We start from the raw sequence: 23648 nt of genomic DNA on the forward strand, positions 1-23648 counted from the left end.
GAAAGGACCATCCCGTGTTGCTCAAAGCCGCCGTCAACGGCGGGCGTTCGCAGACCGAACGGCCCACCGTCCCGGTCACCGCGGCGGAGATCGCCGCCGACACCCTCGCCGTGCTCACCGCCGGGGCGGATGTCGTCCATTTCCATGTCCGCACCCCGGACGGCGGACAGACCATCCGGCCCGACGCCCTCGCCGAGGTGCTGTCCGCGATCCGCGCCGTCGCCCCGGACGCCGTCGTCGGCACCACCACGGGGCTGTGGACCTGTTCGGGACCGGAGGAGCGGTACCGGCTCGTCGAGTCGTGGGAGGTGCTGCCCGACTTCGCGTCGGTGGCCTTCAGCGAGGAGGACGCGGCACGGACGGCGGAGCTGGTCGTGGCGCGCGGCATGGTCCTGGAGAGCGCGGTGTGGACGATGGACGACGTCCCCCGGCTGCTGGAGTCGCCGACGCTGCACGACAATGTGCGGGTTCTGATCGAACCCGTGGAGGAGGAGCCGGGGGCGGCGGTCGCGGCGGCCCGGGCGATGGCCGCGCGCATCCGGGAGGCGGGGGTGGTCTGCCCGATCCTGTACCACGGGGACGGGCCGACGGTGTGGCCGCTGGTGCGGGCCGCGATCGAGGACGGTCACGAGACCCGCGTCGGCTTCGAGGACGGCACGGACCTTCCCGACGGAACGGACGCCCCCGACAACGCGTCGCTGATCCGCGCCGCGCGCGCCCTGGCCGCCGGCTGACGCCGCTGCCCGTGCCGGAGCGCGCTCCCCGGACCGGCGCGGTACCGCGCCGGTCCGGGGAGCCGCCGCCGGGTCAGCCGCCGGCCCGGTCGGCGCGGCTCTCGATCAGCCGCTCGACACCGTCGAGCAGCCGCTGGAGCCCGAAGTCGAACTGGTCGCCCGCGTACGGCCTGGCGCCCTGCGACAGAGCCCGCTGAAGAGCCGGATAGCGGTCGAAGTCGACCAGCCGGCCGAGGGCGCTGTCGCGCCGGCGGGTCTCCTCGGCCCCCGCCTCACCGGCGCCCCCGGGCGGCGCACCGCTGTCCAGCCGCAGCCGCGCGAGCCCCCGCACATAGGCGTCCACCGACTCCACGGCGGCCAGCTTCTCCGGTTCGCTCAGCCCCGTCCCGTCGAAGACCCGCAGCGCCGAGTCGAGCCAGCGCAGCATATTGGGGCCGGGCACCTGCTCGGACGCGCGCAGCCGCAGCACCCAGGGGCGGAGCTGGATCGCCCGCCAGTCGGCGTGCGCCCAGGACTCCAGCTTGGCGCGCCAGTCCCCCGGCCATTCGTGCGGCAGTACGGGCCCGGTGGCGACGGCGTCGAGCATCAGCGCCTCCAGTTCCGCCTTGCCCGGCAGATACGTGTAGAGGGAGGCGGTACCGATGCCGAGCCGGGCCGCCACCCGGCGCATCGACAGCGCGGCGGGCCCCTCGGCCTCCACCAGTTCGATCGCGATCTCGACGATCCGGGTCAGGGTGAGTCCCCGCTCGGGGCCGCGGGCCCCGCGCCGCCCGTCCCTCCAGAGCAGTTCCAGAGCGCGCTCCTGCGCGGTGGCCCCGGTGGGCGCCTGTGCCATGGATGTGCCCCTGCCCTGTCGCTCGGCCGTCTCTCCCGCGCGGCCGCTCCGGGGACGGCTCCTCGCACCGGCCTCCGGCATCGGCACTTTACCCGGCCGAATAACTCCGTATACCGTTCGGAGTAAGTCGAACGCCGTTCGGAGTTATGGGGTCTGCGCATGATCGGGGACATCCCGGTGCCGGTGACGAAGCGGGCGCGCGCCCGCCGCCGCCGCGAGAAGAACACCCTCCTGGCCGCCACCCTGGCCAACGGGCCCACCGAGCTGACCGATTTCCTGCTCCCTCTCTGGGCCGGGGCCGCCATCGGCCTCGGCGCCACCGAGGTCGGCCTGCTGCTCGCCGTCGGCATGGCCGTGTCGGTGGTCATGCGGCCCGTCGCCGGCGTCCTCGCCGACGCCTGCGAGCGCCGCCGTGTGGCCGCGGCCGGTGCCGCGCTCCACGCGCTCTCCGCCCTGGGCTACGCGCTCGCGGAGAGCGCGCCCCCCGCCTACGCGGCGGCGGCGGCCGGCGGCGCGGGCGGCGCGCTGCTCTGGGTCGCCGTCCGGGCGATCATCAGCGAGCGGCTCGCGGAGGACTCCGGCGTCTTCCCCCGGCTGCTCGCCGCGCAGGAGAACGGCTCGTGGATCGCGTTCCTCGCCGGCATGACCCTGATCAGCGCGATCGACTACCGGGGGGTCTTCCTGGCCTGCGCCGCCGCCTGTGCCGCCGCCTCGGTCCTGCTGCTGGCCTCCCCCCGCCGGGCGGCTCCCGGGAGACGCGCCGACGCGGGCGCGGCGGCGGCTGGACTGGGCGCCGTGGGCCGGAGGCTGCGGCCGATGCTCGTCGCCGTGGCCTTCACCATGACGGCCGAGGCGGCGATCTCCCTGCTCCTGGTGCTCCATCTCCAGCGCGGCTTCGGCCTGGAGGTCCTGGAGGTCGCCCTCGTGTTCCTGCCCGGCGCCATCGCGAAGACCTGGGCAGCCGAGCGGCTGCACACCTTCGTGGTGCGCTTCGGCCGGGCCCGGGTGCTGAGGTGCGCCTCGCTCGCCGGCGCGGCGTTCGCCGCCGGCCTGGTGTGGGCACCGCATCCGGTGGTGATCGCGGCGCTCTGGATTCTCTGCGGACTCGCCTCGGCGGCCGTGATGCCGATCCAGCAGGCCGTGATCGCCGAGGCGTCCGGCGCACGGACCGGCCGCGGCATGGGGGTGTACGAGTCGGCGAGTCTGCTGGGCGCGCTGGCCGGCTCCCTGGCGGCGGGCGCGCTCTACGACGGCGCGGAGTGGGCCGTCGCGTGTCTGGCCGGGGCGGCGGCGCTGCTGGCCGGTGCCGTGATCATGCCCCGCGCCGTACGGAGCCTCGGCGTCGCCGACCTGCCGCCCCCGCCCCCGCCGAAGGCGCCCCTGGCCGGGGCAACCGGGCATCCCGCGACAACCGGGCATCCCGCGCGAACCGCTCCGGAGCCGGTCCCCGGTGCGCGCCCGAGGACACCGCGCCGGCGGGTCCGGGAGCTGGGGGCCCGGCTGGCCGTGTTCGCCGCCGCCCAGCTGGTGCTGCTGCTCCTCGGGCTGTCCTGGATCGAGGACCTGTTCACCGAGGGGTTCACCACCGCGCCGGCCGGCGGTGGCGGCCACGGGCCCGGCTTCGAGGGGCTGCTCCACGGCGCCGGCAGGATCTGGACCTTCGTCGTGCTCGTGGACGTGTGCTGGTCCTGCGGCCGGCTGCTCGTGGCGCGGACACGCCGCCCGGCGCCCGGGAGCGCGCCCCGCCGGCGCCGGGGAGCCGGGTGATCCGCCCGGCGCGCGGGGGCGGCGGGGCTCAGTCCGCGTGGACGACCACCGAGACACAGCGGACCTCGTCGCCCGTCATGTTCCGGTACTGGTGCGGGGTGGCGGGATCGAAGGCGAGTGAGTCCCCGGCCTCCAGGACATAGGTCTCGAAGCCGACATCGGCGTGGAGGGTCCCCTGGAGGACGAGCTGGTACTCGCGGCCGTCGTGCCGGATCGGACAGCGGGTGTCGGTGGAGCGGCCGAAGGGCGCGTAGACGACCTCCAGGAAGTCGACCCGGGCGTCCTGCTGCGGGGTGAGCCGCTCCCAGCGGACTCCGCTGGCGAGGTCGATGGTGCGGCGCCGGTCCCCGCGCTGGACGATGGTCTCCGCCGCCGGCGCCAGCCCCGGGCCGGGCGCGGGCGCGGCTCCGTTGGCGGACGGCTCGCCGTCCGGCTCGCCGATCGTGTTCTCCGCCGCGGCGACGCGGACCGCGCGCCCGGCGGGCGCTCCCGCCGTCGCGCCGGGGAACCCCGGCCCGCCGGCCCGCGGCGGCGGGGCGACCTGCGGAGCCCTCGGCCCGCCGGCCGGAGCGGGAACGGGTTCCGCCGTCTCGCCCACCCCGAAGAGATAGTCCAGGGAGATCTCCAGCGCGTTCGCTATCCCGTAGATCACCCCCGCCGAAGGGGCCGTCTGGCCGCGTTCGACCTGCGAGATGAGACTCGCCGAGCAGCCCGCGAGCCTGCCCAGCTCCCGCAGTGACAGCCCTCGCTCGGTACGGACCCTCCTGAGTCGTCCACCGAGACCAGGGCTCTCCCCCTCGGACTTCATCGGGCCTCCCGATCGCTGTAATCCGGCATGTGCGCGCACTGGACAACTGTATATGACTGCACAGTACTGCACATCAACGCACAGGATATTGAACATCAGCAGATCGTCGCGGGGGTGGCCCTGTACAGCCGTACAGAAGAAATGGGCGGCTTGTCTGCCTCGCCCCCTCCGGTAGTCCACTTCGGAGGAGTTTTCCTGACTTCCTGAACAACCCTTGACAAGGATGCTGCACAGTCGTCCACTATAACGCACATCACCTCAGCCGATCGGCTCCTCGGACAGCACTGGCGGCTCAGGCAGCCGCGTGGAGGTTCTCGCTGTGACAGACAACGGATTGCCCAACCCCGGAGGCCGGGCCCGCGGACCCCGCTCCGCAGTGGCCCGGCGGGCGGGCGGGATACTCCTCACCACCGCTCTGACCGTCACCCTCGCCGCGTGCAGCGGCACCGACAGCACCTCGTCCGCCACCGGTTCGTCCGGGAAGGGGGCCGGGAACGGCCGGGGCGGAACCATGAAGGTGGGCACCAACCAGCAGTTCGAGGACTGGGAGACCGTCACCAAGCAGAACAGCACCTTCACCTCGCTGGTGTACGAGTCGCTGCTCAGCGTCGCCCCGGACGGCTTCACCCTCCAGCCGCAGCTGGCCACGGAGTGGAAGGAGACCCCGTCGCGGATCGACTTCACCCTCCGCGAGGGCGTCCTCTTCCACGACGGCACCCGCTTCGACGCCGCCGCCGTGGTCAAGAACCTGGAGCGGATACGGAACACCCCGAGCCAGTACCGGAGCCAGCTGGCCGCCATCGACAAGATCACCGCGGTCGACGCCGCACACGTCTGGATCGACCTCAAGGAGCCGGCCCCCAGCCTGGTCACCAATCTCGCCCGGCTCGGGATGTACATGGTCTCCCCCAGAGCCCTGGACGCCGGGAACTGGAAGACCACCGGGGTCGGCACCGGCCCCTGGAAGTACGACCCCAAGGCCTCCACCAAGGGACTGCGCACGGTCGTCACCGCCTTCGACCGGTACTACGACAAGAAGTCGGTCGGCCCGGACCGGGTCGAGATCACCCAGATCAACGACCCCGACAGCCTCTACAACGCGCTGCGCGCCGGCCAGCTCGACGTGGTGTGGTCCACTCCCCCGCTGGCGGAACGGGCGGAGAAGGAGGGGCTCAAGTCCACCTGGTTCCCCTCCGTCCTCTGGCACCTCCAGATGTACGACATCGAGGGCACCTTCAAGGACAAGAGGTTCCGGCAGGCCGTCTGCCACGCCATGAACCCGCAGGACTACATCGACGCGGCGCTCGGCGGCAAGGGCGAGGTGCCGCTCCAGCGCTTCCCCGAGGGCCAGCCCGGCCACAACCCGTCGCTGCGTGGCCACCCCTTCGACCTGGAGAAGGCCAGGGAGCTGATGAAGGAGGTGGGCGGCAAGCACCGGTTCACCCTCATCAGCTATGACACCCAGCGGACCATCGCCGAGCTGTTCCGCAGCCAGATGGCGGAGATCGGTGTGGACGTCACCCTCGAACTGCCCAACTTCCCGCAGTTCCTCAGCACCTACCAGAACGGTTCGTACGCGGCCGCGATCCTCTCCGACGGCTCACGCTCCGGCGCGCACGACTACTACAACCGGAAGTTCGCCCCCGACGCCCCGGGCAACCCGCTGAAGGTCGCGTATCCGGAGCTGGACGCCGCCGCCCGCGCGGGCCTGGCCGCCACAACGCCCGAGGCACGGGACGCGGCCTGGCAGAAGATGTCGAAGATCGTCAATGACGAGGCGCTGGACTGCGGCTACTTCGACTACAGCGGCTTCTGGGCCTACAACCCCAAGAAGGTCGACAACATCGTCTCGACCACCAACGACGTCGCGGTCTTCCGCTACAAGGACGCCAGGGTCAAGGGCTGATCGCCGGACCGGGCCCCCGCCCGCTTCCCGGCGCCCCGGCAGCCACCGGGGCCGGCGCCCGGCGCGCGCCCCTCGTCTTCCGTTCCGCACCCTCCGGATGGAGAACCCACCCATGAGCACTGTTCCGCCCCACCCCCCGGTCCCCGATCTGATCCTCCTCAACGGGCGTGTGACCACCATGGCCGCCCCCGGCCGCGACGCGGAGGTGGAAGCGGTCGCCATCACCGGCGAACGGATCGCCGCCACCGGCTCCAGCGGGGAGATACGGGACCTGGCCGGCCCCGGCACCACCGTGGTGGACCTGGCGGGGCGGCGGGTCGTCCCCGGCCTGATCGACTCCCATGTGCACATCGTGCGCGCCGGACGCACCTGGCGGGACGAGGTCCGCTGGGAGGACGAGCCGACCCTGGAGAGCGGGCTCACCGCCCTCACCCGCCGGGCCGCCGAGCGCCCGGCCGGGAGCTGGATCAGGGTGATCGGCGGCTGGCACCCCGCGCAGTTCCCGGAGAACCGCGGCCCGAGCCGTGCGGAGCTGGACCGCGCCGCCCCCGACAACCCCGTCTATGTGCAGTTCCTCTACGACTGGGCCGTGCTCAACAGCGCGGCGATGCGCGAACTGGGGGTCCATCACGCCCTGGTCCGCACGCTGGGCGAGGAGGGTTTCGACACCGCGTCCTTCGAGACCGACGCCCGGGGGGAGCTGACCGGCAAGGTCAACGGCACCGCGCTGATGGAGTGGTTCTACCGGCGGATGCCGGCGCCCACCCTGGAGGAGCAGATCGCCTCCACCGCCGAGATGTCCCGCGAGCTGAACCGGCTCGGCATCACCGGGGCCATCGACGGCGGCGGATTCAACAGCGGCCCCGACGCCTACCCGGCGATCCGGGAGACCTGGCGGCGCGGACAGCTCACCGTCCGCACCCGCCTCGCCGTCCACGCCGAACGCGCCGGGACCGAGCGGGAGGATCTCGCCGGGTACCAGCGCTACACGGCACTCGACGTCGGCGACACCATGCTGCGGGTGATCGGCGTCGGCGAGGTCATCCTCTACCGGACCGTCGACAAGATCGCCCATCCGGTCGAGATCGGCGACGAGATCCGCGACCAGTTCCGGGAGATCTTCGGCGAACTCGCCCGCAACCGCTGGACCGTGCACGCCCACGCGCATCAGCACGCCACCATCGACGCCGTCCTCACCGCCTGGGAGGAGGCGCACGCGGAGCACGGCATCAGCGGACTCCGCTGGTCGCTGGTGCACGCCGAGCCGCTCACCCCGAGGGATGTGGACCGGATCGCCGCGCTCGGCGCGGGCGTGCTCGCCCAGGGGCTCTACCGCTTCCAGGGCGAGGAGGCCCTCGCCATCTGGGGCGCCGAGACCGTCGCCCAGGCGCCGCCGCTGCGCGAGCTGATCGAGCGCGGGATACCGCTCGGGCTCGGCTCGGACGCGATGCGTGTGGCCTCGTACAACCCCTTCGCCACCCTCGCCTGGTTCCTCAACGGGCGCACCGTGCAGGGCAACGAGACCCTCGCCGAGCGCCATCTGCTCTCCCGCGAGGAGGCGCTGCGCGGCTACACGGCCTCCGGTGCCTGGTTCAGCTTCGAGGAGAGCGAGCGCGGGAGGCTGGAGCCCGGGCTGCTCGCCGATCTCGCCGTCCTCAGCGAGGACTACTTCACCGTCGCCGAGGAGCGGGTCCCGCACATCGAGTCGGTGCTCACCCTCGTCGGCGGGCGGGTGGTCCACCGGGCCGGGCCGTTCGCCGCGCTGCCCCTCGCCGGCCCCAGGACCCAGGGAGTGACCCGTGTCTGAGACCCGCAAGCTGCTGATCAAGGGCGCCACCGTCCTCACCATGGACCCGGTGCTCGGCGATCTCACCCCCGGCGATGTGCTCATCGCCGGCGACCGGATAGCCGCGGTCGGCACCGGCCTCGACGACCCGGAGGCCGAGCTGATCGACGCCCGGGGCACGATCGCCATCCCGGGGCTGATCGACACCCATACGCACGCCTGGCAGACCCCGCTGAAGGGGCTGCACGCGGACGGCTGGACCTTCGACGACTACCAGTCCCGGGTCTTCCACCTGCGCGAGCACTTCGGGGTCGAGGACATCCACGACGCCACCCTGGCCGGCTCGGTGCAGATGCTCGACAGCGGGGTGACGGGAGTGCTGGACTTCTGCCACAACGTCATGTCGCCCGAGCACGCCGAGGCGGGGCTGCGGGCCCACCGCGGGACCGGTCAGCGGACCCTGTGGGCGTACGGCATGCTCGGCAGCTTCGACGCTCCGCCGGAGGACCATCTCTGGCGTCTCGAACACATCAGGGCGCTCGGCGAGCGGAGCGCGGACGACGCGCTGCTGCGGGTCGGCATGGCGCTCTCCTCCATCGAGTTCGGCAGCATGGAACGGACCGCGACCGAGATCGGTCTGGCGCGGGAGCTGGGGCTGCGGATGACCGTCCACCAGAATCCGGCCGGTCAGATCCGTGCCCTGCACGAGGCCGGGCTGCTCGGCGCCGACATCGTGCCGGCCCACGCCAACGCCGCCGACGACGGCGAGCTGGAGCTGCTCGCCGGCTGCGGGGGCGGTATCTCCTTCACTCCCGAGGGAGAGTTCGGCGGCGGCCGTTCCATGACCGTCCTCAACCGCGCCCACCGGGCCGGGGTCTCCTCCAGCCTCGGCATCGACACGGCGTCCCGGGTGCCCATCGACCTCTTCGCCGCGATGCGCCTCACCTTCCTGCTGATGCGCAACGTCGACGCCGCCGAGGAGCGCGAGGCCGGCCGCTATCCGCTGGAGCGCCGCCCGGGGACGCCGCTCGTCGCGCCGCGCCACATGCTGGAGTACGCCACGGTCAACGCCGCGCGCGCCATCGGGCTCGGCGACGACCTCGGCCGGCTCGCCCCCGGGCAGCTCGCCGACCTCGTGCTGATCGGCACCGAGCCGTACGGCATCTCGCTGGGCGACCCGGCGGCGCACGTGGTGCTCCAGGCGGGGCCGCGCGATGTGGACACCGTGGTGGTCGGCGGCACCGTCCGCAAGCGCCACGGGAAGCTCACGGATCTCGACCCCGCCGAGGCGGGGGCCGCCACCCGGCGGGTGCGCGAGCGGATCTTCGCGAGCGCCGGAGTGACACCGCAGGGCGCGGCGACATGACGAAGTTCGTCCTCCAGCGGCTCTTCTCGGCGCTGCCCACGCTGCTGCTGGTCTCGGTCTTCGTCTTCGCCCTGGTCCATCTGACGCCCACCGATCCGGTGGCCCAGATCCTCGGCGAGGGCGCGCCGGCCGCCGACAAGGACGCCCTGCGCGAGCAGTTGGGGCTCGGCCGGCCGGTGCTGGAGCAGTACACCGACTGGCTCGGCGGTGCCGTGACGGGGGATCTGGGCACCTCCCTCTACACGAGCGTGCCCGTCTCCGAGTCCATCTCCACCGGCATCGGCATCACCCTCTCGCTCGCCCTCGCCGGCATGGCGGTCGCCCTGCTGGCCGGGGTTCCGCTCGGAGTGCTGGGGGCGCTGCGCCCGGGCACGCCCGCCGACCGGCTGCTGACCGGCGTCGTCGCCCTCGGTCTCGCCGTCCCCAGCTTCTGGCTGGGACTGCTGCTGGTGCTGGTCTTCGCGGTCAACCTCGGCTGGCTGCCGGTGGTCGGCTACACCCCGTTCGCCGACGACCCGGGGGCCTGGGCGACCGGGATGATCCTCCCCGCGATCGCGCTGGGCTCCCACACGGCGGCGGTCATCGCCCGGCAGACCCGCAGCGCCATGATCGACGCGCTGGAGTCCCCGTACGTCCAGACGCTGCTGGCCCGGGGCATCCGCAGACGGCGGATCGTGCTGCGGTACGCCGTCAAGAACGCCATGGTCCCGGTGCTCGCGGTGATCGCCATTCAGATGTCGGTCCTGGTCGCCGCCAGCTTCGTCATCGAGCGGATCTTCGCGGTCCCGGGTCTCGGCACCCTGCTCATCGACAGCGTCGTACGCGCCGACTATCCGGTGCTCCAGGGCTCGATCGTCCTGGTGGCGGTGATCGTGCTGCTGGTCAATCTGGCCGCCGATCTGCTGTACGGCGTGATCAACCCCAAGGTGAGGCCCCAATGACCGACACTCCGCGCGGTACGGCCGCCGCCCCGGGCGGCGCCCCCGCTTCCCCCGTGCTCGCCTCCGCCGCCGCCCTCACCGGACAGGCCGGTCCCGCCACCGGGGCCGAGGACAGCGGGGCGGGGCCCCGGGTCCGTGCCCGGACGCTGCGCCGGATGGTGCGGCAGCCCATCACCCTGATCTGTCTGGCCCTGCTGCTGCTCCAGATCGCCGTGGCGCTCGCCGCTCCGCTGATCGCCCCCTACGACCCCGCCGCCCCGGATGTCGCGAACAAGCTCCAGGGTCCGGGCGCCGAGCACTGGCTCGGCACCGACGACCTGGGCCGGGACACGCTCTCGCGGCTGCTGTACGGCACCCGGACGGCGCTGCTGGCCTCCGCCGAGAGCGTGGTGATCGGTCTGGTGCTGGGCGTCGGGCTCGGTGTCCTCGTCGGCTACCGGGGCGGCTGGTGGGACCGGATCGGGATGCGGATCGCCGATGTCATGCAGTCCATCCCGGCGCTGCTGCTGGCGCTCGCCCTGGTCGCGGTCCTCGGCAACGGTCTCGGCAACGCGATGCTCGCCGTCGGGCTGATCTTCGCCGTCAGCTTCATGCGGATCACCCGCGCCGTGGTGCTGGCGGAGCGCGAGAAGCTCTACGTGGACGCGGCGCGGGTCCTCGGGCTGCGCTCGTCGGGCATCATGCTGCGGCAGGTGCTGCCCAATGTGTCGCCGCCGCTCATCGTCCAGGCGTCGATCGCGCTCGGTACGGCCCTGCTCATCGAGGCCACCCTGAGCTTCCTGGGCGTCGGGATCGACGCCAGTCAGGTGAGCTGGGGCGCCATGCTCGACGCCTCGCGCCAGCATGTCTCCGAGCATCCGCTGCTGGCGATCCTGCCGGGCGCGGCGATCACCCTGAGCGTGCTGGTCTTCAACCTCCTCGGGGACGGGCTGCGGGACGCGGGGTCGCCCCGCTCCAGCGGCGGGAAGCGGGCCCGCGGGGCGGTCGCCGCCGCGCCGGCGATGGTGCGGGCGGACCGCGCCCCGGCCCCGTCGGACGCGCTGCTGCGGGTCGACGGAGTGACCGTCACCGATGCCAACGGGGCCCAGCTGGTCTCCGGTGTCTCCTTCCACATCAACCCAGGAGAAACGTTTGGCCTGGTCGGTGAGTCCGGGTGCGGGAAGTCCATCACCGCCTCCGCGATCCTCGGACTGCTCCCCCGGGGCGTGGCCGTGGAGTCCGGCTCCATCCGGCTCGGGGAGACCGAACTCGCCGGGCTCGGCGGCGAGGCGCTGCGCCAGGTGCGCGGGCGGCGGATCGGCATGGTGTTCCAGGACCCGGGCTCCGCGCTCTCCCCGGTCCACACCGTGGGCCGGCAGCTCACCGACGCCGTCCGGGCGCACTCCGGGCTCTCCCGGGCAGCGGCCGGTGAACGCGCGGCCGAGCTGCTCGCGCTGGTCGGTGTGCCGAACCCGAGGGAGCGGCTGAAGGACTACCCCCACCAGTTCTCCGGCGGCATGGCCCAGCGGGTGGTGATCGCCGGGGCGCTGGCCTGCGACCCGGAGCTGCTGATCGCCGACGAGCCGACGACCGCGCTGGATGTCACCATCCAGGCCCAGGTGCTCGATCTGCTGGCCTCCCTGCGGGAGCGGCTCGGCATGTCGCTGCTGCTGATCACCCACGATCTGGGCGTGGTCGCCGACAGCTGCGACCGGATCGCGGTGATGTACGCGGGCCAGATCGTCGAGGAGCGCACCGTCGCGGACGCCTTCGCCGCCCCCCGGCACCCCTACACGGAGGCCCTGTTGGCCGCCGTTCCGCACGGCGGAACCGACGGTGAGCCGCTGGCCACCATCCCCGGCCGGGTGCCGCCGGCCTGGGCGTGGCCGCGGGGCTGCCGGTTCCATCCGCGCTGCCCGTACGCCACGGACGGCTGCCGCACCGGGACCGTACCGATGGACTCCGGCGGGGCGCGCTGTCTGCGGGCCTCCGAACTCGACCTGGCGGGTGCCCGATGAGCGAGCAGACCTCCACACCCCGGCCGGTGGTCACCGGGTCCGGGCCGCGGACCGCGCCGGCGCTGCTGTCGGTGGAGCATCTCACCGTCCGCTACCGGCTGGGACGCGGGATGACCGGACGGGCCAGAACGCTCACCGCCGTACGGGATGTCGGTTTCACCATCGGCGGCGGCCGGACCCTCGGCCTGGTCGGCGAGTCCGGCTCGGGCAAGAGCACCATCGGCCGGGCGATCCTGCGGCTGGCCCCCGTCTCCGAGGGCCGGATCGTCTTCGACGGGCAGGACACGGCGGCGTTCGGCCGGCGTACCCCGCTCTCCTTCAACCGGGATGTGCAGGTGGTCTTCCAGGACCCCATGTCCTCCCTCAACCCGCGCCAGACGATCGCGGCCACCATCGGTCAGGCGCTCACGCGGCACCGCCCGCTCTCCGGTCTCGAGCGGGACCGCGAGGTCACCCACGCGCTGGACCGGGTGGGGCTCTCCGGGTACCACTCCGACCGGTATCCGCACGAACTCTCCGGAGGCCAGCGCCAGCGCGTCGCGATCGCCCGCGCGCTGGCGCCCCGGCCCCGGCTGATCGTCTGCGACGAGCCCGTCAGCGCGCTCGATGTGAGCACCCAGAGCCAGGTGATCAATCTGCTGATGGAGCTCCAGCGCGAGCTGGGTGTCAGCTATCTGTTCATCGCGCACGACCTGGAGGTGGTGCGTCACATCAGTGACGAGATCGGGGTGCTCCACCACGGCCGGCTGGTCGAGTCGGGCCCGGCGGAGCGGGTGTACCGCACCCCCGAGCACCCCTACACCCAGACCCTGCTCGCCTCCACCCTGGTCGCCAATCCGGCCCGGCAGGCGGAGCGCACCGCCCGGCGGCGCCGGCTCGGCGCCGATGCCTAGGCCGTCTCCTCAGGGCCCGCGCACGCCCGTCCCACCCCTTCTTCCTCCCTCCACTCCCCAGCATCGGAGTTCCCCATGAGCGGTGTTCCTCCCACCCCCGCACTCCCCGTCGCCCCCGCCCACGGCCACGCGATGGTCGACTTCGAGGAGCGGGTCAACTTCGGCCGGCTCCGCTCCTACCGCCTCTCCCGCATCCAGCGGGCGCTGGAGGAGAGCGAGCTGGGCGCGGTCCTCGTCTTCGACAACAACAACATCCGCTATCTGACCGGTATCTCGATCGGCGAGTGGACCCGGGAGAAGCTCTCGCGGTACGCGGTCTACACCCGCACCGGTGAGCTGATCCTGTGGGACTTCGGCTCGGCGGCCGTGCACAACCGGATGTACGCGCCGTGGATGAAGCCCGAGAACTGTCTCTCCTCCTGGACCACCATGCGCGGCGCGGTTCCGCCGGACGCGGGGCTGATGGAGCGGGCGGTCACCGAGATCAAGGGACGGCTGGCCGACGCCGGGGTGGGCGGCATGCCCATCGGTGTGGACATCCTGGACCTCCCGCTGCACTCCGAGCTGACCCGCCAGGCCCTCGACGTGCGCGACGGCCAGCAGGTGATGCTGGACGCCCGGCAGATCAAGAACCGGGACGAGATCACCCTGCTGTCGATGGCCGCCGCCATGGTCGACGGTGTCTACCACGACATCACCGAGGCCCTGAAGCCGGGCGTCCGCGAGAACGAGATCGTGGCGCTGGCCAACAAGCGTCTGTACGAGATGGGTTCGGACGATGTCGAGTCCATCAACGCGGTGTCGGGCGAGCGGTGCAACCCGCATCCGCACAATTTCTCGGACCGTCTCATCCGCCCGGGTGACCAGGCGTTCTTCGACATCATGCACTCCTACAACGGCTACCGGACGTGCTACTACCGCACCTTCAACGTGGGCCGGGCCACCACCGCGCAGCGCGATGCCTATGTCCGTGCCCGGGAGTGGATGGACACCGCGATCACGGCCATCAGGCCCGGGGTCTCCACCGCCGATGTGGCCCGGCTCTGGCCGACCGCCCAGGAGATCGGGGTCGAGGACGAGAAGACCGCCTTCGGTCTGCTCTTCGGCCACGGTCTGGGGCTCGCCCTGCACGAGCGGCCCATCATCAGCCGGCTGACCTCGCTGGAGAGCCCGATGCTCATCGAGGAGGGCATGGTCTTCGCGCTGGAGACCTACTGCCCGGCCGGCGACGGGGTCTCGGCCGCCCGGATCGAGGAGGAGGTCGTCGTCACCGCCACCGGGGTGGAGATCCTCACCCGCTTCCCGGCGGACGAACTGTTCATCGCCAACCAGTACTGACGGGGAGACACCCATGTCCGTCGAAGCGACCCTCCCCGGCGAGGTGTCCGAGCAGACCGCGCTCGGCCTCTACCGGACCATGAGCTGTGCCCGCAGGTTCGAGAAGCGGGCGTACGACCTCTTTCTGAAGAACCTGGTGAAGGGCACCACCCATCTCGGGATCGGACAGGAGGCCATCGCCGCCGGTGTGGCCGCCGCGATGCGCGAGGACGACTACTCCTACGTCACCTACCGGGGCCACAACCACCTGATCGCGCGCGGCACCCCGCTCGCCCCGCTGATGGCGGAGCTGCTCGGCCGGGACAACGGGCTGATGCACGGCAAGGGCGGCTCGATGCACCTCATCGACGCCGAGCGCGGCATTCTCGGCTCGTACGCGATCATCGGCGCCCAGCTCGTCATCGCCAACGGCGCCGCCTGGTCCGCGCAGTACCGGGGCAGCGGCCAGGTCACGGTCTGTTTCTTCGGGGACGGCGCGACCAACATCGGGGCGTTCCACGAGGCCCTGAACTTCGCCGTGATCTGGAATCTGCCGGTGGTGTTCGTCTGTGAGAACAACCTGTACATGGAGTACACCCGGATCGACAGTGTCACCGCCGTGGCGAACCCGGCCGCCGACCGGGCCGCGGCGTACGGGCTGCCGTCCCTCGTCATCGACGGCAACGACGCCGACGAGGTGTATCTCACCGCCGCCGGCGCGATCGCGCAGGCCCGCGCGGGCGGTGGGCCCTCGCTGATCGAGGCGGTCACCTACCGGCACGGGGGCCACTCCCGGGCCGATCCGGCGAAGTACCGCGACCCGGGCGAGGTCCGGGCCTGGCTGGAGAAGGACCCGCTGGTCACCTATCGGGCGCGGCTGCTCTCCCGGGGTGTCCCCGAGGCACTGCTGGACGGGATCGACGCCGAGATCGCGGTACGGATCGACGAGGCGACCGAGGAGGCCGTCGCGGGCGACTGGCCGGACGCGGCACGGCTCTACACCAATGTCTGGAGCGACGGTGGCCATGCCTGGCGCAACTGACACCGCCACCGGTGCCCCGCGCCCGGCCCCGTCCGGCGCCTCCGGCCGTCGCACCCTCCCCGGCGCCCCCGCGGGCGCCCTCATCGAACGGAAAGGGGGGCCCGCCCCATGGGTGTGCTGACCTATCGCAGAGCAGTCGCGCACGGCATCGCCCAGGAGATGCGCCGCGATCCCCGGGTGGTCTTCCTCGGCGAGGACGTGGCCGCGGCCGGCGGGGTGTTCAAGACCACGGCCGGTCTGCTGGAGGAGTTCGGCCCCCGGCGGGTGCGGGACACCCCGATCAGTGAGCAGGCCATCCTCGGAGCGGCCATGGGGGCCGCCATGACCGGGCTGCGCCCGATCGCGGAGATCATGTACAGCGACTTCTTCGCGGTCTGCTGGGACCTGGTCGCCAACGAGATCTCCAAGAGCCGCTACATGTCCGACGGTCAGGTCTCCTTCCCGCTGGTCGTCCAGTGCGGCAACGGCGCGGGGCTGCGGTTCGGCGCCCAGCACTCCCAGTCGATCGAGAACTGGGCGATGGCGATCCCCGGACTGAAGGTGGTGGCCCCGGCGACGGCACGGGATGTCGTCGGGCTGATGGCGGCGGCGGTCCGCGACGACGACCCGGTGATCTTCTTCAACCACAAGGCGCTCTACTCCGCGAAGGAGGAGGTTCCCGATCTCGACGGGGAGATCGTGGAGGAGCTGGGCCGGGCCGTGGTGCGCCGGGAGGGCGAGGACGCCACCATCGTGGCGCTGGCGGCGATGGTGCCCCGGGCGCTCGCCGCCGCCGACCGGCTGAGCTTCGAGCGGGGCATCGAGTGCACGGTCGTCGATGTCCGCAGCCTGGTGCCGCTGGACACCGCGACGATCCTGGCGCACACCGCCCGTACCGGACGGCTCTTCACGGTCGAGGAGAATCCGCGGCTCTGCGGCTGGGGCGCGGAGATCGTCTCCATCGCCACCGAGGAGTGCTGGGGTGCGCTCACCGGCGCGCCGGTGCGGATCACCACGCCGCACATCCCGCTGCCGTCGGCGGACTCCCTGGAGGATCTGGCGATTCCCTCGGTGGACCGGATCACGGACACGATCCGCGTCGCGCTGGACTCCTGACCCGCACGGCCATGGAGTGGTCGCCCAGGGCGATTCCGGCCGTCAACGAAGAACGATCAACCACCGACGAGAGGTGCGTACGATGAGTGGAACCCACAGCGAGCGGCTCGGCTGGCTCGGTACCGGGCGGATGGGCACGGTCATGGCGCGGAGCCTGCTGGACGGCGGCGCCGAGGTGTCCGTGTGGAACCGCACGGCCGCCAAGACGGTACCGCTGGTGGAGCAGGGCGCCAGAGCCGTCGGAACCATCGATGAACTGGCGGACGCGGACATCGTCTTCGTGATGGTCTCCGCCGGCGCGGATCTGATCGCCGTCACCACGGGCGAGGGCGGGCTGCTGCGCGCCGCGCGTCCCCCGCGGGTCGTCGTGGACTGCTCGACCGTCTCGGCCGAGGCGTCGGCGGAGGTCCGCGCGGCGGCCGAGGCCGCCGGGGTGGCCTTCCTGGCCGCTCCGATCAGCGGCAATCCGCAGATGGTCGCCGACGGAGCGGGGGCGATCGTGGCCTCGGGTCCGCGCGAGACCTACAATCTGGTGCTGCCGTATCTGCGTCTGATCGCGCCCACCGTGGTGCACGCGGGCCCGGGCGAGCAGAGCCGGCTGGTGAAGATCTGTCACAACCTGATGCTCGGCATGATCACTCAGGCGCTGGCGGAGGTCACCGCGCTGGCGGAGAAGGGCGGGGTGCCGCGCGCGGCCTTCGTCGACTTCATCAACGGCTCGGTGCTCGGCTCCACCTTCATCCGGCACAAGGGCCGGGCGCTGGTGGAGCGCGATTACACCCCCACTTTCAACAACAGGATGCTCCGCAAGGACTTCGATCTGGGGCTCGGCGCGTCACGGGCGCTGGAGGTGCCGATGCCGGTGAGCGCCCTGGTGCACCAGCTCATCCAGACGGCGATCGGCCATGGCTTCGCGGAGCAGGACTACGCGGCGCTGTACGAGGTGGAGGCCCGCGCGGCGGGTATGCGTCCCGAAGACTTCGCCGTCTGAGCCGTCTGAGCCGTCTGAGGCGTCTGAGCCGTCCGCCCCCCGTACGACCGCCGTGCGGCTGCCGCTGACCGCCGTGCGACAGCCGTACGACAGCCGTGCGGCCGATGCGCCATCGGCCGCCTCCCGAGACCCCGCCGTGTGTGTGCCACTGCTCCCCTGTCCTGCGATGGCGCGCGCACGGCGGTCCGCCCCGGGGCGGGCCCGTTCCCACCCGAACGGACCCGCCCCGGGGTTCTGTTCACCAGTCCGTGGCGATGTACTTCGTCTCCGTGTACTCCAGGATGCCCTCGTGGCCGCCTTCCCGGCCGAGTCCGCTCTGCTTGACCCCGCCGAAGGGGGCGGCCGGGTCCGAGACGATGCCCCGGTTGAGGCCGACCATGCCGGTCTCCAGGGTGTCGGCGAGCGCGAGTCCGCGGCGCAGGTCGCGGGTGTAGAGGTAGGAGACGAGGCCGTACTCGGTGGCGTTGGCGAGACGGACCGCCTCGGCCTCGTCCCGGAACCGGACCAGCGGCGCCACGGGTCCGAAGATCTCCTCGGCGAGGACGGCGGAGCCGGGGGCGACCCGGTCGAGCACGGTCGGCGGGTAGTAGTGGCCGGCCCGGTCCGGTATCCGGCCGCCGGTCAGCACCACCGCGCCGCGCGCCACGGCGTCCTGGACCAGCTCGTCCACCTTGGCCTGGGCGGCGGCGTTCACCAGGGGTCCGACCTCGGTGTCCTCGTCGAGTCCCGGTCCGACCCGCAGGGAGGCCATGGCCTCGGCGAGCCGGCCGGCGAACGCGTCGGCGACCGACTCGTGGACGTAGAAGCGGTTGGCGGCGGTGCACGCCTCGCCGCCGTTGCGCATCTTGGCGAGCATCGCGCCCCGGACGGCGGCGTCGAGGTCGGCGTCCTCCAGCACCAGGAAGGGGGCGTTCCCGCCGAGTTCCATGGAGGTGGACAGGACCCGGTCGGCGGCGCCGTGCAGCAGCCGGCGGCCGACCTCGGTGGAGCCGGTGAAGGAGAGCTTCCGCACGGCGGGCAGGCCGAGCATGGCGGTGACCACGGCTCCGGAGCGGTCGGCGGGGAGCACATTGACCACTCCGGCGGGTGCGCCCGCCTCCTCCATCAGCGCGCCGACGGCGAGGGCGGTGAGCGGGGTGTCGCTGGCGGGCTTGAGCACGACGGAGCAGCCCGCGGCGAGCGCGGGGCCGATCTTCCGGGTGGCCATGGCCGCGGGGTAGTTCCAGGGGGTGATCAGGACGGCGACCCCGATGGGCGCGTGATCCACCAGGATGCGGTAGCCGCCGGCGGGAGCGTGCTGGACGGTGCCGGACAGACGGACGGCCTCCTCGGAGTACCAGCGGAAGAACTCCGCCGCGTAGGCGACCTCGGCCCGTGCGTCGGGGAGCGCCTTGCCGTTCTCGGCGGTGATGAGGGTCGCGAGGAGATCGGCGCGCTCGGTCATCAGCTCGTACGCGCGGCGCAGGACGGCGGAGCGCTGCCGCGCGGGGGTGGCGGCCCAGCCGGGCAGGGCCCGCGAGGCGGCGGCCACCGCGTCGACGGCGTCGCGCTCGCTCGCGGACGCGACATCGGCGAGGTGGCCGGCGGTGGCGGGGTCGTGGACATCGATGCGGCGGCCATCGGAGGCCGGGCGCCAGGCGCCGTCGATGAGGAGTTCGGTGGGACAGCGGTCCAGGGCGTCGCGCAGCTTCATGGGTGCTCGCTTCTCGGTGATCTCGCTGAGGGTGGGTAAAATTGGCTTAGCCAATATGCCAATATACGGACGGGAGTCCCTCCGGTCCATGGTGGCGCCGGACCCGGCGAGGTGTGGCAAAGTGGCCTGGCCACTCGCTCGGGAGAAAGAGGCGTGCCGATGACAGGAACCACGGGGCCGGGGCCGGAGCGCGGGAAGCCGCCCGTCCGCGCCGGGGGCCGGGACGCCGGGGCGGACCGCCCGCCGGCACCGGGGCGGCGGACGGCAGCTCCGGAGGTCGCCGGTCTCCGGCCCACCCGGCCGCTGGCCGTCAGCAGGCTCTCCGACCGGGTCGCCGACCGCATTCGTGAGTTCATCGTCGCCGAGGACCTCGCCGAGAACACCCGGCTGCCGGCCGAGCGCGAACTCGCCGTCCGTTTCGGCACCAGCCGCCCCACCGTCAGCCAGGCCCTGCGCACCCTCTCCCTCATGGGGCTGGTCGAGATCCGCCCCGGGTCGGGTGCCTATGTCGTCCACCGGCCGGACCGGGTGCTGACCGCCACCGTGGGGCTGATGCTGGATCTCGACAGGGATTCGGTGCGGCATCTGGCGCGGCTGCGGCTGTGGCTGGAGACCACGGGAGTCCAGGAGGCGGTGCGCGCGGTGGGGGCCGCCCCCCGGGACGAGGCCGCCGGCCTCCCCGATGTGCGCGCCGCGTTCGAGCGGCTGAGGGAGAGCGCGGGCAATGTCTCGGCGTGGATCGCCGCCGATACCGTCTTCCACGCCACGATCGTGCGCCGCTCCGGTAACCCCTTCCTCTCGTCGATCTACGAATCGGTGCACACGGCCGTCATCCGTTACGAGTACGAGCCCTGGATCAGGACCCAGAGCACGCCGCCGTGGCTGGCCCCGGGCGAGGCGGAGCGGCTGCTCGCCGTCCACGAGCCGATCCTGGAGGCGGTCGAGGCCGCCGATGAGACGGCGGCGCTGGAAGCGGTCCGCCGCCACCACGACACCGTGATGGCCAACCTGGGCACGCGCTGACCGGCGCGTCACCGGACACCGCGTACCGGATCGGGGGTCGCGGATCGGGGTCGCGTACGGGGCAGCGGCGCATATTCTTGCCGGATCGGCAATCTTGCCTTTCCGGCAAGTTCTGTGCACCATGGTCGCATGACCCAGGGAGACGAGGCCCCCGCCGGGCTGCGGGAGCGCAAGAAGCGGGAGACCCGCGTCGCGCTGAGCCGGGCCACGATCCGGCTCTGTGTCCAGCGGGGGTGGAGCAATGTCACGGTGGAGGACATCGCCGCCGAGGCGCATGTGTCCGTGCGGACCTTCCGCAACTACTTCTCCGGCAAGGCGGAGGCCATCGCCGCGAGCCATGTGGAGCGCATGCGCGGGATCGCCGGCGAACTGCGCTCCCGGCCGGCGGCCGAGCCCCTGTGGGACTCGATCGTCCACGCCGTGCTGACCCGCTTCGCACCGCCGGGCGGGACCGGCGCCCCTCACGACCGGCGCTGGACCGACGGGCTCCGGCTGATGCTGGCCGAGCCGGCGCTCCAGGGCGAGATCGTGAAGGCCAACGCCGTCGCGGAGGAGGAGCTGGCGCGGGCCGTCGCCGAGCGCACCGGCGCCGACGCCGCCCGCGACATCCACCCGCGGCTGGTCGCGGCGGTGGTCTGCTCCGGTACCGCCGTGGCCGTGGAGCACTGTCTGCGCGCGGAGCGGCCGGTGCCGCTCGAAGCGGTGCTGCGCGAGGTGTTCGACCGGGTCACCCGGGGCCTGCCCGCCCCGTAACGCACGAACCGATCCCGCCCCGGTCGCCGCCGGGGCGTTCCCGTCCACACACGAGGGGGAGACAATGCTGTCCACGGATGTCGTCATCGCCGGAGGCGGTCCGAACGGGCTGATGCTCGCGTGCGAACTCGCCCTGGCCGGGGTCCGGCCGGTCGTCCTGGAGAGCCTGCCCGCGCCCAGCGGGGAGCCGAAGGCGAACGGGCTCCTCGGCCAGGTCGTGCGCATGGTCGACCACCGGGGGCTGCACGAGCGGCTCGGCGGTGCGCCGGGGCCGCCGAGGCCGAACACCGCGTACTTCATGTTCGCCGCGCTGCCCCTGGACCTGAGCCTGCTGCGGGAGAGCCCGGTCCACACCCTGCCGGTGCCGCAGCAGCGCGTCGTCCGGGTTCTGGAGGAGCGCGCGGCGGAACTCGGTGTGGAGATCCGGCGCGGGCACCGGGTCACGGGGCTCGCGCAGGACGACCGGGCGGTCACCTTGGATGTGGCGGGGACGGACGGCGTCCACCGGCTGCGGGCCCGCTACGTCGTCGGCGCCGACGGGGCGCACAGCACCATCCGCAAACAGTCCGGAATAGCCTTCCCCGGTGTCGGCTACGACCGCACGACCACCCGCACGGCGCATGTCGCGGTGCCGGAGGAGTGGGTGGACGCGGCGACCGGCGCGCTGGACGTGCCCGGTCACGGCCCCGTCCTGCCGTTCCTGCCGCTGCGCACCGAGCACGGGGGCTTCTCCTGGGCACCGTTCCCCGGCCACCCGCCGCTCGTCAGCACCACCGAGTGGGACCAGGCCGGGTCCGGGGCGCCGGTGAGCCTCGACGAGATCCGGGCCAGCGTCCGCCGCGTGCTCGGCGCGGATCTGCCACTGGCCCCGCCCGCCGGGGAGGGGCCGCGTGTGCTGCGCCGGCTGACCGGCGGACACACCCGCGTGGCCGAGCGGTTCCGGGACCGCCGGGTGTTCCTCGTCGGGGACGCGGCCCATGTCTACGCCTCGGGCGGCGGCCCCGGGCTCAATCTCGGCCTCCAGGACGCGGTCAACCTCGGCTGGAAGCTCGCCGCCGAGATCCACGGCGGCGCCCCGCCCGGCCTGCTCGACAGTTACGGGACCGAGCGCCGGCAGGCCGCCGACCGCATGGTCGTCAACGCCCGGTCACAGAGCGCGCTCACCGCGCCCGGCGGTGATGTCACCGCGCTGCGCGCGCTGTTCACCGAGCTCCTCGGCGAGCCGGAGACCGTCCGGCTCCTCGCCGGCCTCACCGCGGGCACCGATATCCGCTACGCGATGGGCGGCCCCGAAACCCACCCCCTGACCGGCCGGTTCGCACCGGAGCTGGAGCTGATCACCCCCGCGGGGACCGTCCGGCTGGCGGAGCTCACCCACGCGGCACGGCCCCTGCTGCTCGACCTCACCGAGGACGGCTCGGCCGCCGGGGCGCTCGGGAGCGGCCAGGACCGGGTGGAGATCGTCACGGCCCGGCCCCACTCCCCCGCCCCCGTGGCCACCGCCCTGCTGCTGCGGCCCGACTGCCATGTCGCCTGGGCGTCGTCCTCACCGCGCCCCGAACCGGCCGAGCTGGACGCCCTCCGGGCTGCCGCCCGGCGGTGGTTCGGTGTCACGAGCCCCGCCCGTGACGAGCCGGATCGCCCCGGGGAGCGCGGAGCGGCGGCCCTGTCGCCATCACTCCCCGGGAGCGGCCGTCGAGAGCAGCGGGGATAGGAGGCGCCTTTCAGACGGTCTCCACGGCGGGGGACCCCGGCCCTCCGGGAAACAGGCCGGCGGTCACCCGTTCCCCTGTTCGGCGCGGAGTGGCCCGTACATCCCGTCCCGCTATACACGGTCTTCGCGGGGCGCAGTCGATGGAGCGGGAGGACAGCGTGCGGCGCTCCGGTGGCCGCCGGGGCAGCAGTGGCCCTTCTGTGGCGGGGCCGAGCGTGTGGTCACCGGGAGCGCGGGCCGTTGACGAACGCTTCACCGGACAGGCCCAGGTGGTCCCGGAGCGCGGTCCGGCCGGTACCGGTGAGGGCGACGGCGCGGCTGGTGCCGATCCGGGTGAACCAGCCGGAGCCGAAGCCGTGGGCGCACAGGGCGGCACCGGCCGTGCCGGCCAGATGCGGGCGGCGCTCCGTCCAGTCCAGACAGGAGCGGACCGGCGGGCGCCGGCCGGGCGGGAGCGTGATGCCGAGCTCGTCCAGCCACGCGATCCCGTCCCCGGTGAGCGTCAGTCCCCGCTCCCAGTCCAGCAGGCCCCGGTGCGTCATGGCCCTGGTGATCTCGACGCCGAGGGCGCCCGCGAGATGGTCGTAGCAGGTGCGGGCGCGGGCCAGCGCCCGGCTGCGGTTGACGCCCGGCAGCGAGCGGGGCGGCTCGGTGCGCGGAGGTGCCATGGCGGCGAGGTTCTCGATCAGTTCCGCCGTGGCGGCGTCGGCCAGCCGCACATAGCGGTGACGGCCCTGGCGCTCCTGCGTCAGCAGTCCCCCGGCGACCAGGCGGTTGAGGTGCTCGGTCGCGGTCGAGGCGGCCACCCCGGCGTGGCGGGCCAGCTCGGCCGCGGTCCAGGCCCGGCCGTCCAGCAGCGCGAGGCAGAATCCCGCCCGGGTGCTGTCGGCCAGCAGGCCCGCCAGGGCGGCCAGGTCCGGGCCCTCGGCATGCGTGTCTCGGCTGTTCATCATCGTCCACCCTCCCTCGGGGACACTTCGGCGGGCG

19 protein-coding genes are annotated in these 23648 nt (G+C 72.9%); 15 read left to right on the forward strand and 4 right to left on the reverse strand.

Annotated features, from left to right (window positions below):
- The first annotated feature begins 14 nt into the window (after positions 1 to 14).
- Positions 15 to 734 carry a 3-keto-5-aminohexanoate cleavage protein gene (locus ACWCRA_RS21615; protein ID WP_351558544.1) on the forward strand — a complete coding sequence of 240 codons (720 nt, stop codon included), beginning with the start codon at positions 15 to 17 and terminating at the stop codon, positions 732 to 734.
- A 73-nt stretch (positions 735 to 807) separates the two neighbouring features.
- Here the strand turns inward: ACWCRA_RS21615 and ACWCRA_RS21620 are convergent, their stop codons facing one another.
- Positions 808 to 1569, reverse strand: a complete 762-nt coding sequence (locus ACWCRA_RS21620; RefSeq protein ID WP_351552000.1) for a TetR/AcrR family transcriptional regulator — start codon at positions 1567 to 1569, stop codon at positions 808 to 810.
- Positions 1570 to 1728: 159 nt separating this feature from the next.
- On the opposite strand from ACWCRA_RS21620, the gene ACWCRA_RS21625 reads away from it, so the two are divergent.
- Complete coding sequence (locus ACWCRA_RS21625) at positions 1729 to 3336, forward strand: MFS transporter (RefSeq protein WP_451068350.1); 1608 nt, start codon at positions 1729 to 1731, stop codon at positions 3334 to 3336.
- Between the two features lie 28 nt (positions 3337 to 3364).
- On the opposite strand, the gene ACWCRA_RS21630 is transcribed toward ACWCRA_RS21625, so the two are convergent.
- Complete coding sequence (locus ACWCRA_RS21630; protein ID WP_351552006.1) at positions 3365 to 4144, reverse strand: helix-turn-helix domain-containing protein; 780 nt, start codon at positions 4142 to 4144, stop codon at positions 3365 to 3367.
- A 319-nt stretch (positions 4145 to 4463) separates the two neighbouring features.
- Between ACWCRA_RS21630 and ACWCRA_RS21635 the strand changes: the two genes are divergently transcribed.
- From ACWCRA_RS21635 to ACWCRA_RS21680, 10 genes are all read left to right on the forward strand, one after another.
- Positions 4464 to 6050, forward strand: coding sequence for an ABC transporter substrate-binding protein (locus ACWCRA_RS21635; protein WP_451068351.1), 1587 nt, complete (start codon positions 4464 to 4466; stop codon positions 6048 to 6050).
- A gap of 112 nt (positions 6051 to 6162) precedes the next feature.
- Complete coding sequence (locus ACWCRA_RS21640; RefSeq protein ID WP_451068352.1) at positions 6163 to 7857, forward strand: amidohydrolase; 1695 nt, start codon at positions 6163 to 6165, stop codon at positions 7855 to 7857.
- Positions 7850 to 9202, forward strand: coding sequence for an amidohydrolase family protein (locus ACWCRA_RS21645; protein WP_351552015.1), 1353 nt, complete (start codon positions 7850 to 7852; stop codon positions 9200 to 9202). The genes ACWCRA_RS21640 and ACWCRA_RS21645 overlap by 8 nt, the downstream gene beginning before the upstream one ends.
- Positions 9199 to 10143 (forward strand): ABC transporter permease, encoded by a 945-nt coding sequence (locus ACWCRA_RS21650; RefSeq protein WP_351552018.1) that lies wholly within the window; start codon positions 9199 to 9201, stop codon positions 10141 to 10143. The genes ACWCRA_RS21645 and ACWCRA_RS21650 overlap by 4 nt, the downstream gene beginning before the upstream one ends.
- Complete coding sequence (locus ACWCRA_RS21655) at positions 10140 to 12140, forward strand: dipeptide/oligopeptide/nickel ABC transporter permease/ATP-binding protein (RefSeq protein WP_451068353.1); 2001 nt, start codon at positions 10140 to 10142, stop codon at positions 12138 to 12140. The genes ACWCRA_RS21650 and ACWCRA_RS21655 overlap by 4 nt, the downstream gene beginning before the upstream one ends.
- The gene (locus ACWCRA_RS21660) at positions 12137 to 13033 is read left to right on the forward strand and encodes an ATP-binding cassette domain-containing protein (protein ID WP_451068354.1); all 897 of its coding nucleotides are present in this window, start codon (positions 12137 to 12139) and stop codon (positions 13031 to 13033) included. The genes ACWCRA_RS21655 and ACWCRA_RS21660 overlap by 4 nt, the downstream gene beginning before the upstream one ends.
- Before the next feature lie 75 nt (positions 13034 to 13108).
- A complete protein-coding gene (locus ACWCRA_RS21665; protein WP_351552027.1) occupies positions 13109 to 14371 on the forward strand; it encodes a M24 family metallopeptidase in 1263 nt (420 codons plus the stop codon).
- Between the two features lie 13 nt (positions 14372 to 14384).
- Positions 14385 to 15392 (forward strand): thiamine pyrophosphate-dependent dehydrogenase E1 component subunit alpha, encoded by a 1008-nt coding sequence (locus ACWCRA_RS21670; protein ID WP_351552030.1) that lies wholly within the window; start codon positions 14385 to 14387, stop codon positions 15390 to 15392.
- 108 nt (positions 15393 to 15500) lie between these two features.
- Positions 15501 to 16487 carry an alpha-ketoacid dehydrogenase subunit beta gene (locus tag ACWCRA_RS21675; RefSeq protein ID WP_351552033.1) on the forward strand — a complete coding sequence of 329 codons (987 nt, stop codon included), beginning with the start codon at positions 15501 to 15503 and terminating at the stop codon, positions 16485 to 16487.
- Positions 16488 to 16503: 16 nt separating this feature from the next.
- The gene (locus tag ACWCRA_RS21680; RefSeq protein ID WP_451068355.1) at positions 16504 to 17478 is read left to right on the forward strand and encodes an NAD(P)-dependent oxidoreductase; all 975 of its coding nucleotides are present in this window, start codon (positions 16504 to 16506) and stop codon (positions 17476 to 17478) included.
- Positions 17479 to 17716: 238 nt separating this feature from the next.
- Here ACWCRA_RS21680 and ACWCRA_RS21685 read toward each other — a convergent pair whose 3' ends face one another.
- Positions 17717 to 19171 carry an NAD-dependent succinate-semialdehyde dehydrogenase gene (locus ACWCRA_RS21685; protein ID WP_451068418.1) on the reverse strand — a complete coding sequence of 485 codons (1455 nt, stop codon included), beginning with the start codon at positions 19169 to 19171 and terminating at the stop codon, positions 17717 to 17719.
- 159 nt (positions 19172 to 19330) lie between these two features.
- Here ACWCRA_RS21685 and ACWCRA_RS21690 point away from each other — a divergent pair, with 159 nt between their 5' ends.
- The 3 genes from ACWCRA_RS21690 (at position 19331) to ACWCRA_RS21700 (ending at position 22661) form a co-directional block, all read left to right on the forward strand.
- Complete coding sequence (locus ACWCRA_RS21690; RefSeq protein WP_351552037.1) at positions 19331 to 20194, forward strand: FadR/GntR family transcriptional regulator; 864 nt, start codon at positions 19331 to 19333, stop codon at positions 20192 to 20194.
- Between the two features lie 129 nt (positions 20195 to 20323).
- Entirely contained in the window at positions 20324 to 20947 is a 624-nt protein-coding gene (locus ACWCRA_RS21695) for an acyl-CoA-like ligand-binding transcription factor (protein WP_351552040.1), read from the forward strand.
- Positions 20948 to 21011: 64 nt separating this feature from the next.
- Entirely contained in the window at positions 21012 to 22661 is a 1650-nt protein-coding gene (locus ACWCRA_RS21700; RefSeq protein WP_451068356.1) for an FAD-dependent monooxygenase, read from the forward strand.
- A 221-nt stretch (positions 22662 to 22882) separates the two neighbouring features.
- On the opposite strand, the gene ACWCRA_RS21705 is transcribed toward ACWCRA_RS21700, so the two are convergent.
- The gene (locus ACWCRA_RS21705; protein WP_351552176.1) at positions 22883 to 23611 is read right to left on the reverse strand and encodes an ArsR/SmtB family transcription factor; all 729 of its coding nucleotides are present in this window, start codon (positions 23609 to 23611) and stop codon (positions 22883 to 22885) included.
- Positions 23612 to 23648: the final 37 nt, after the last annotated feature.

The sequence above is a fragment of the Streptomyces sp. NPDC001889 genome, assembly GCF_053594535.1.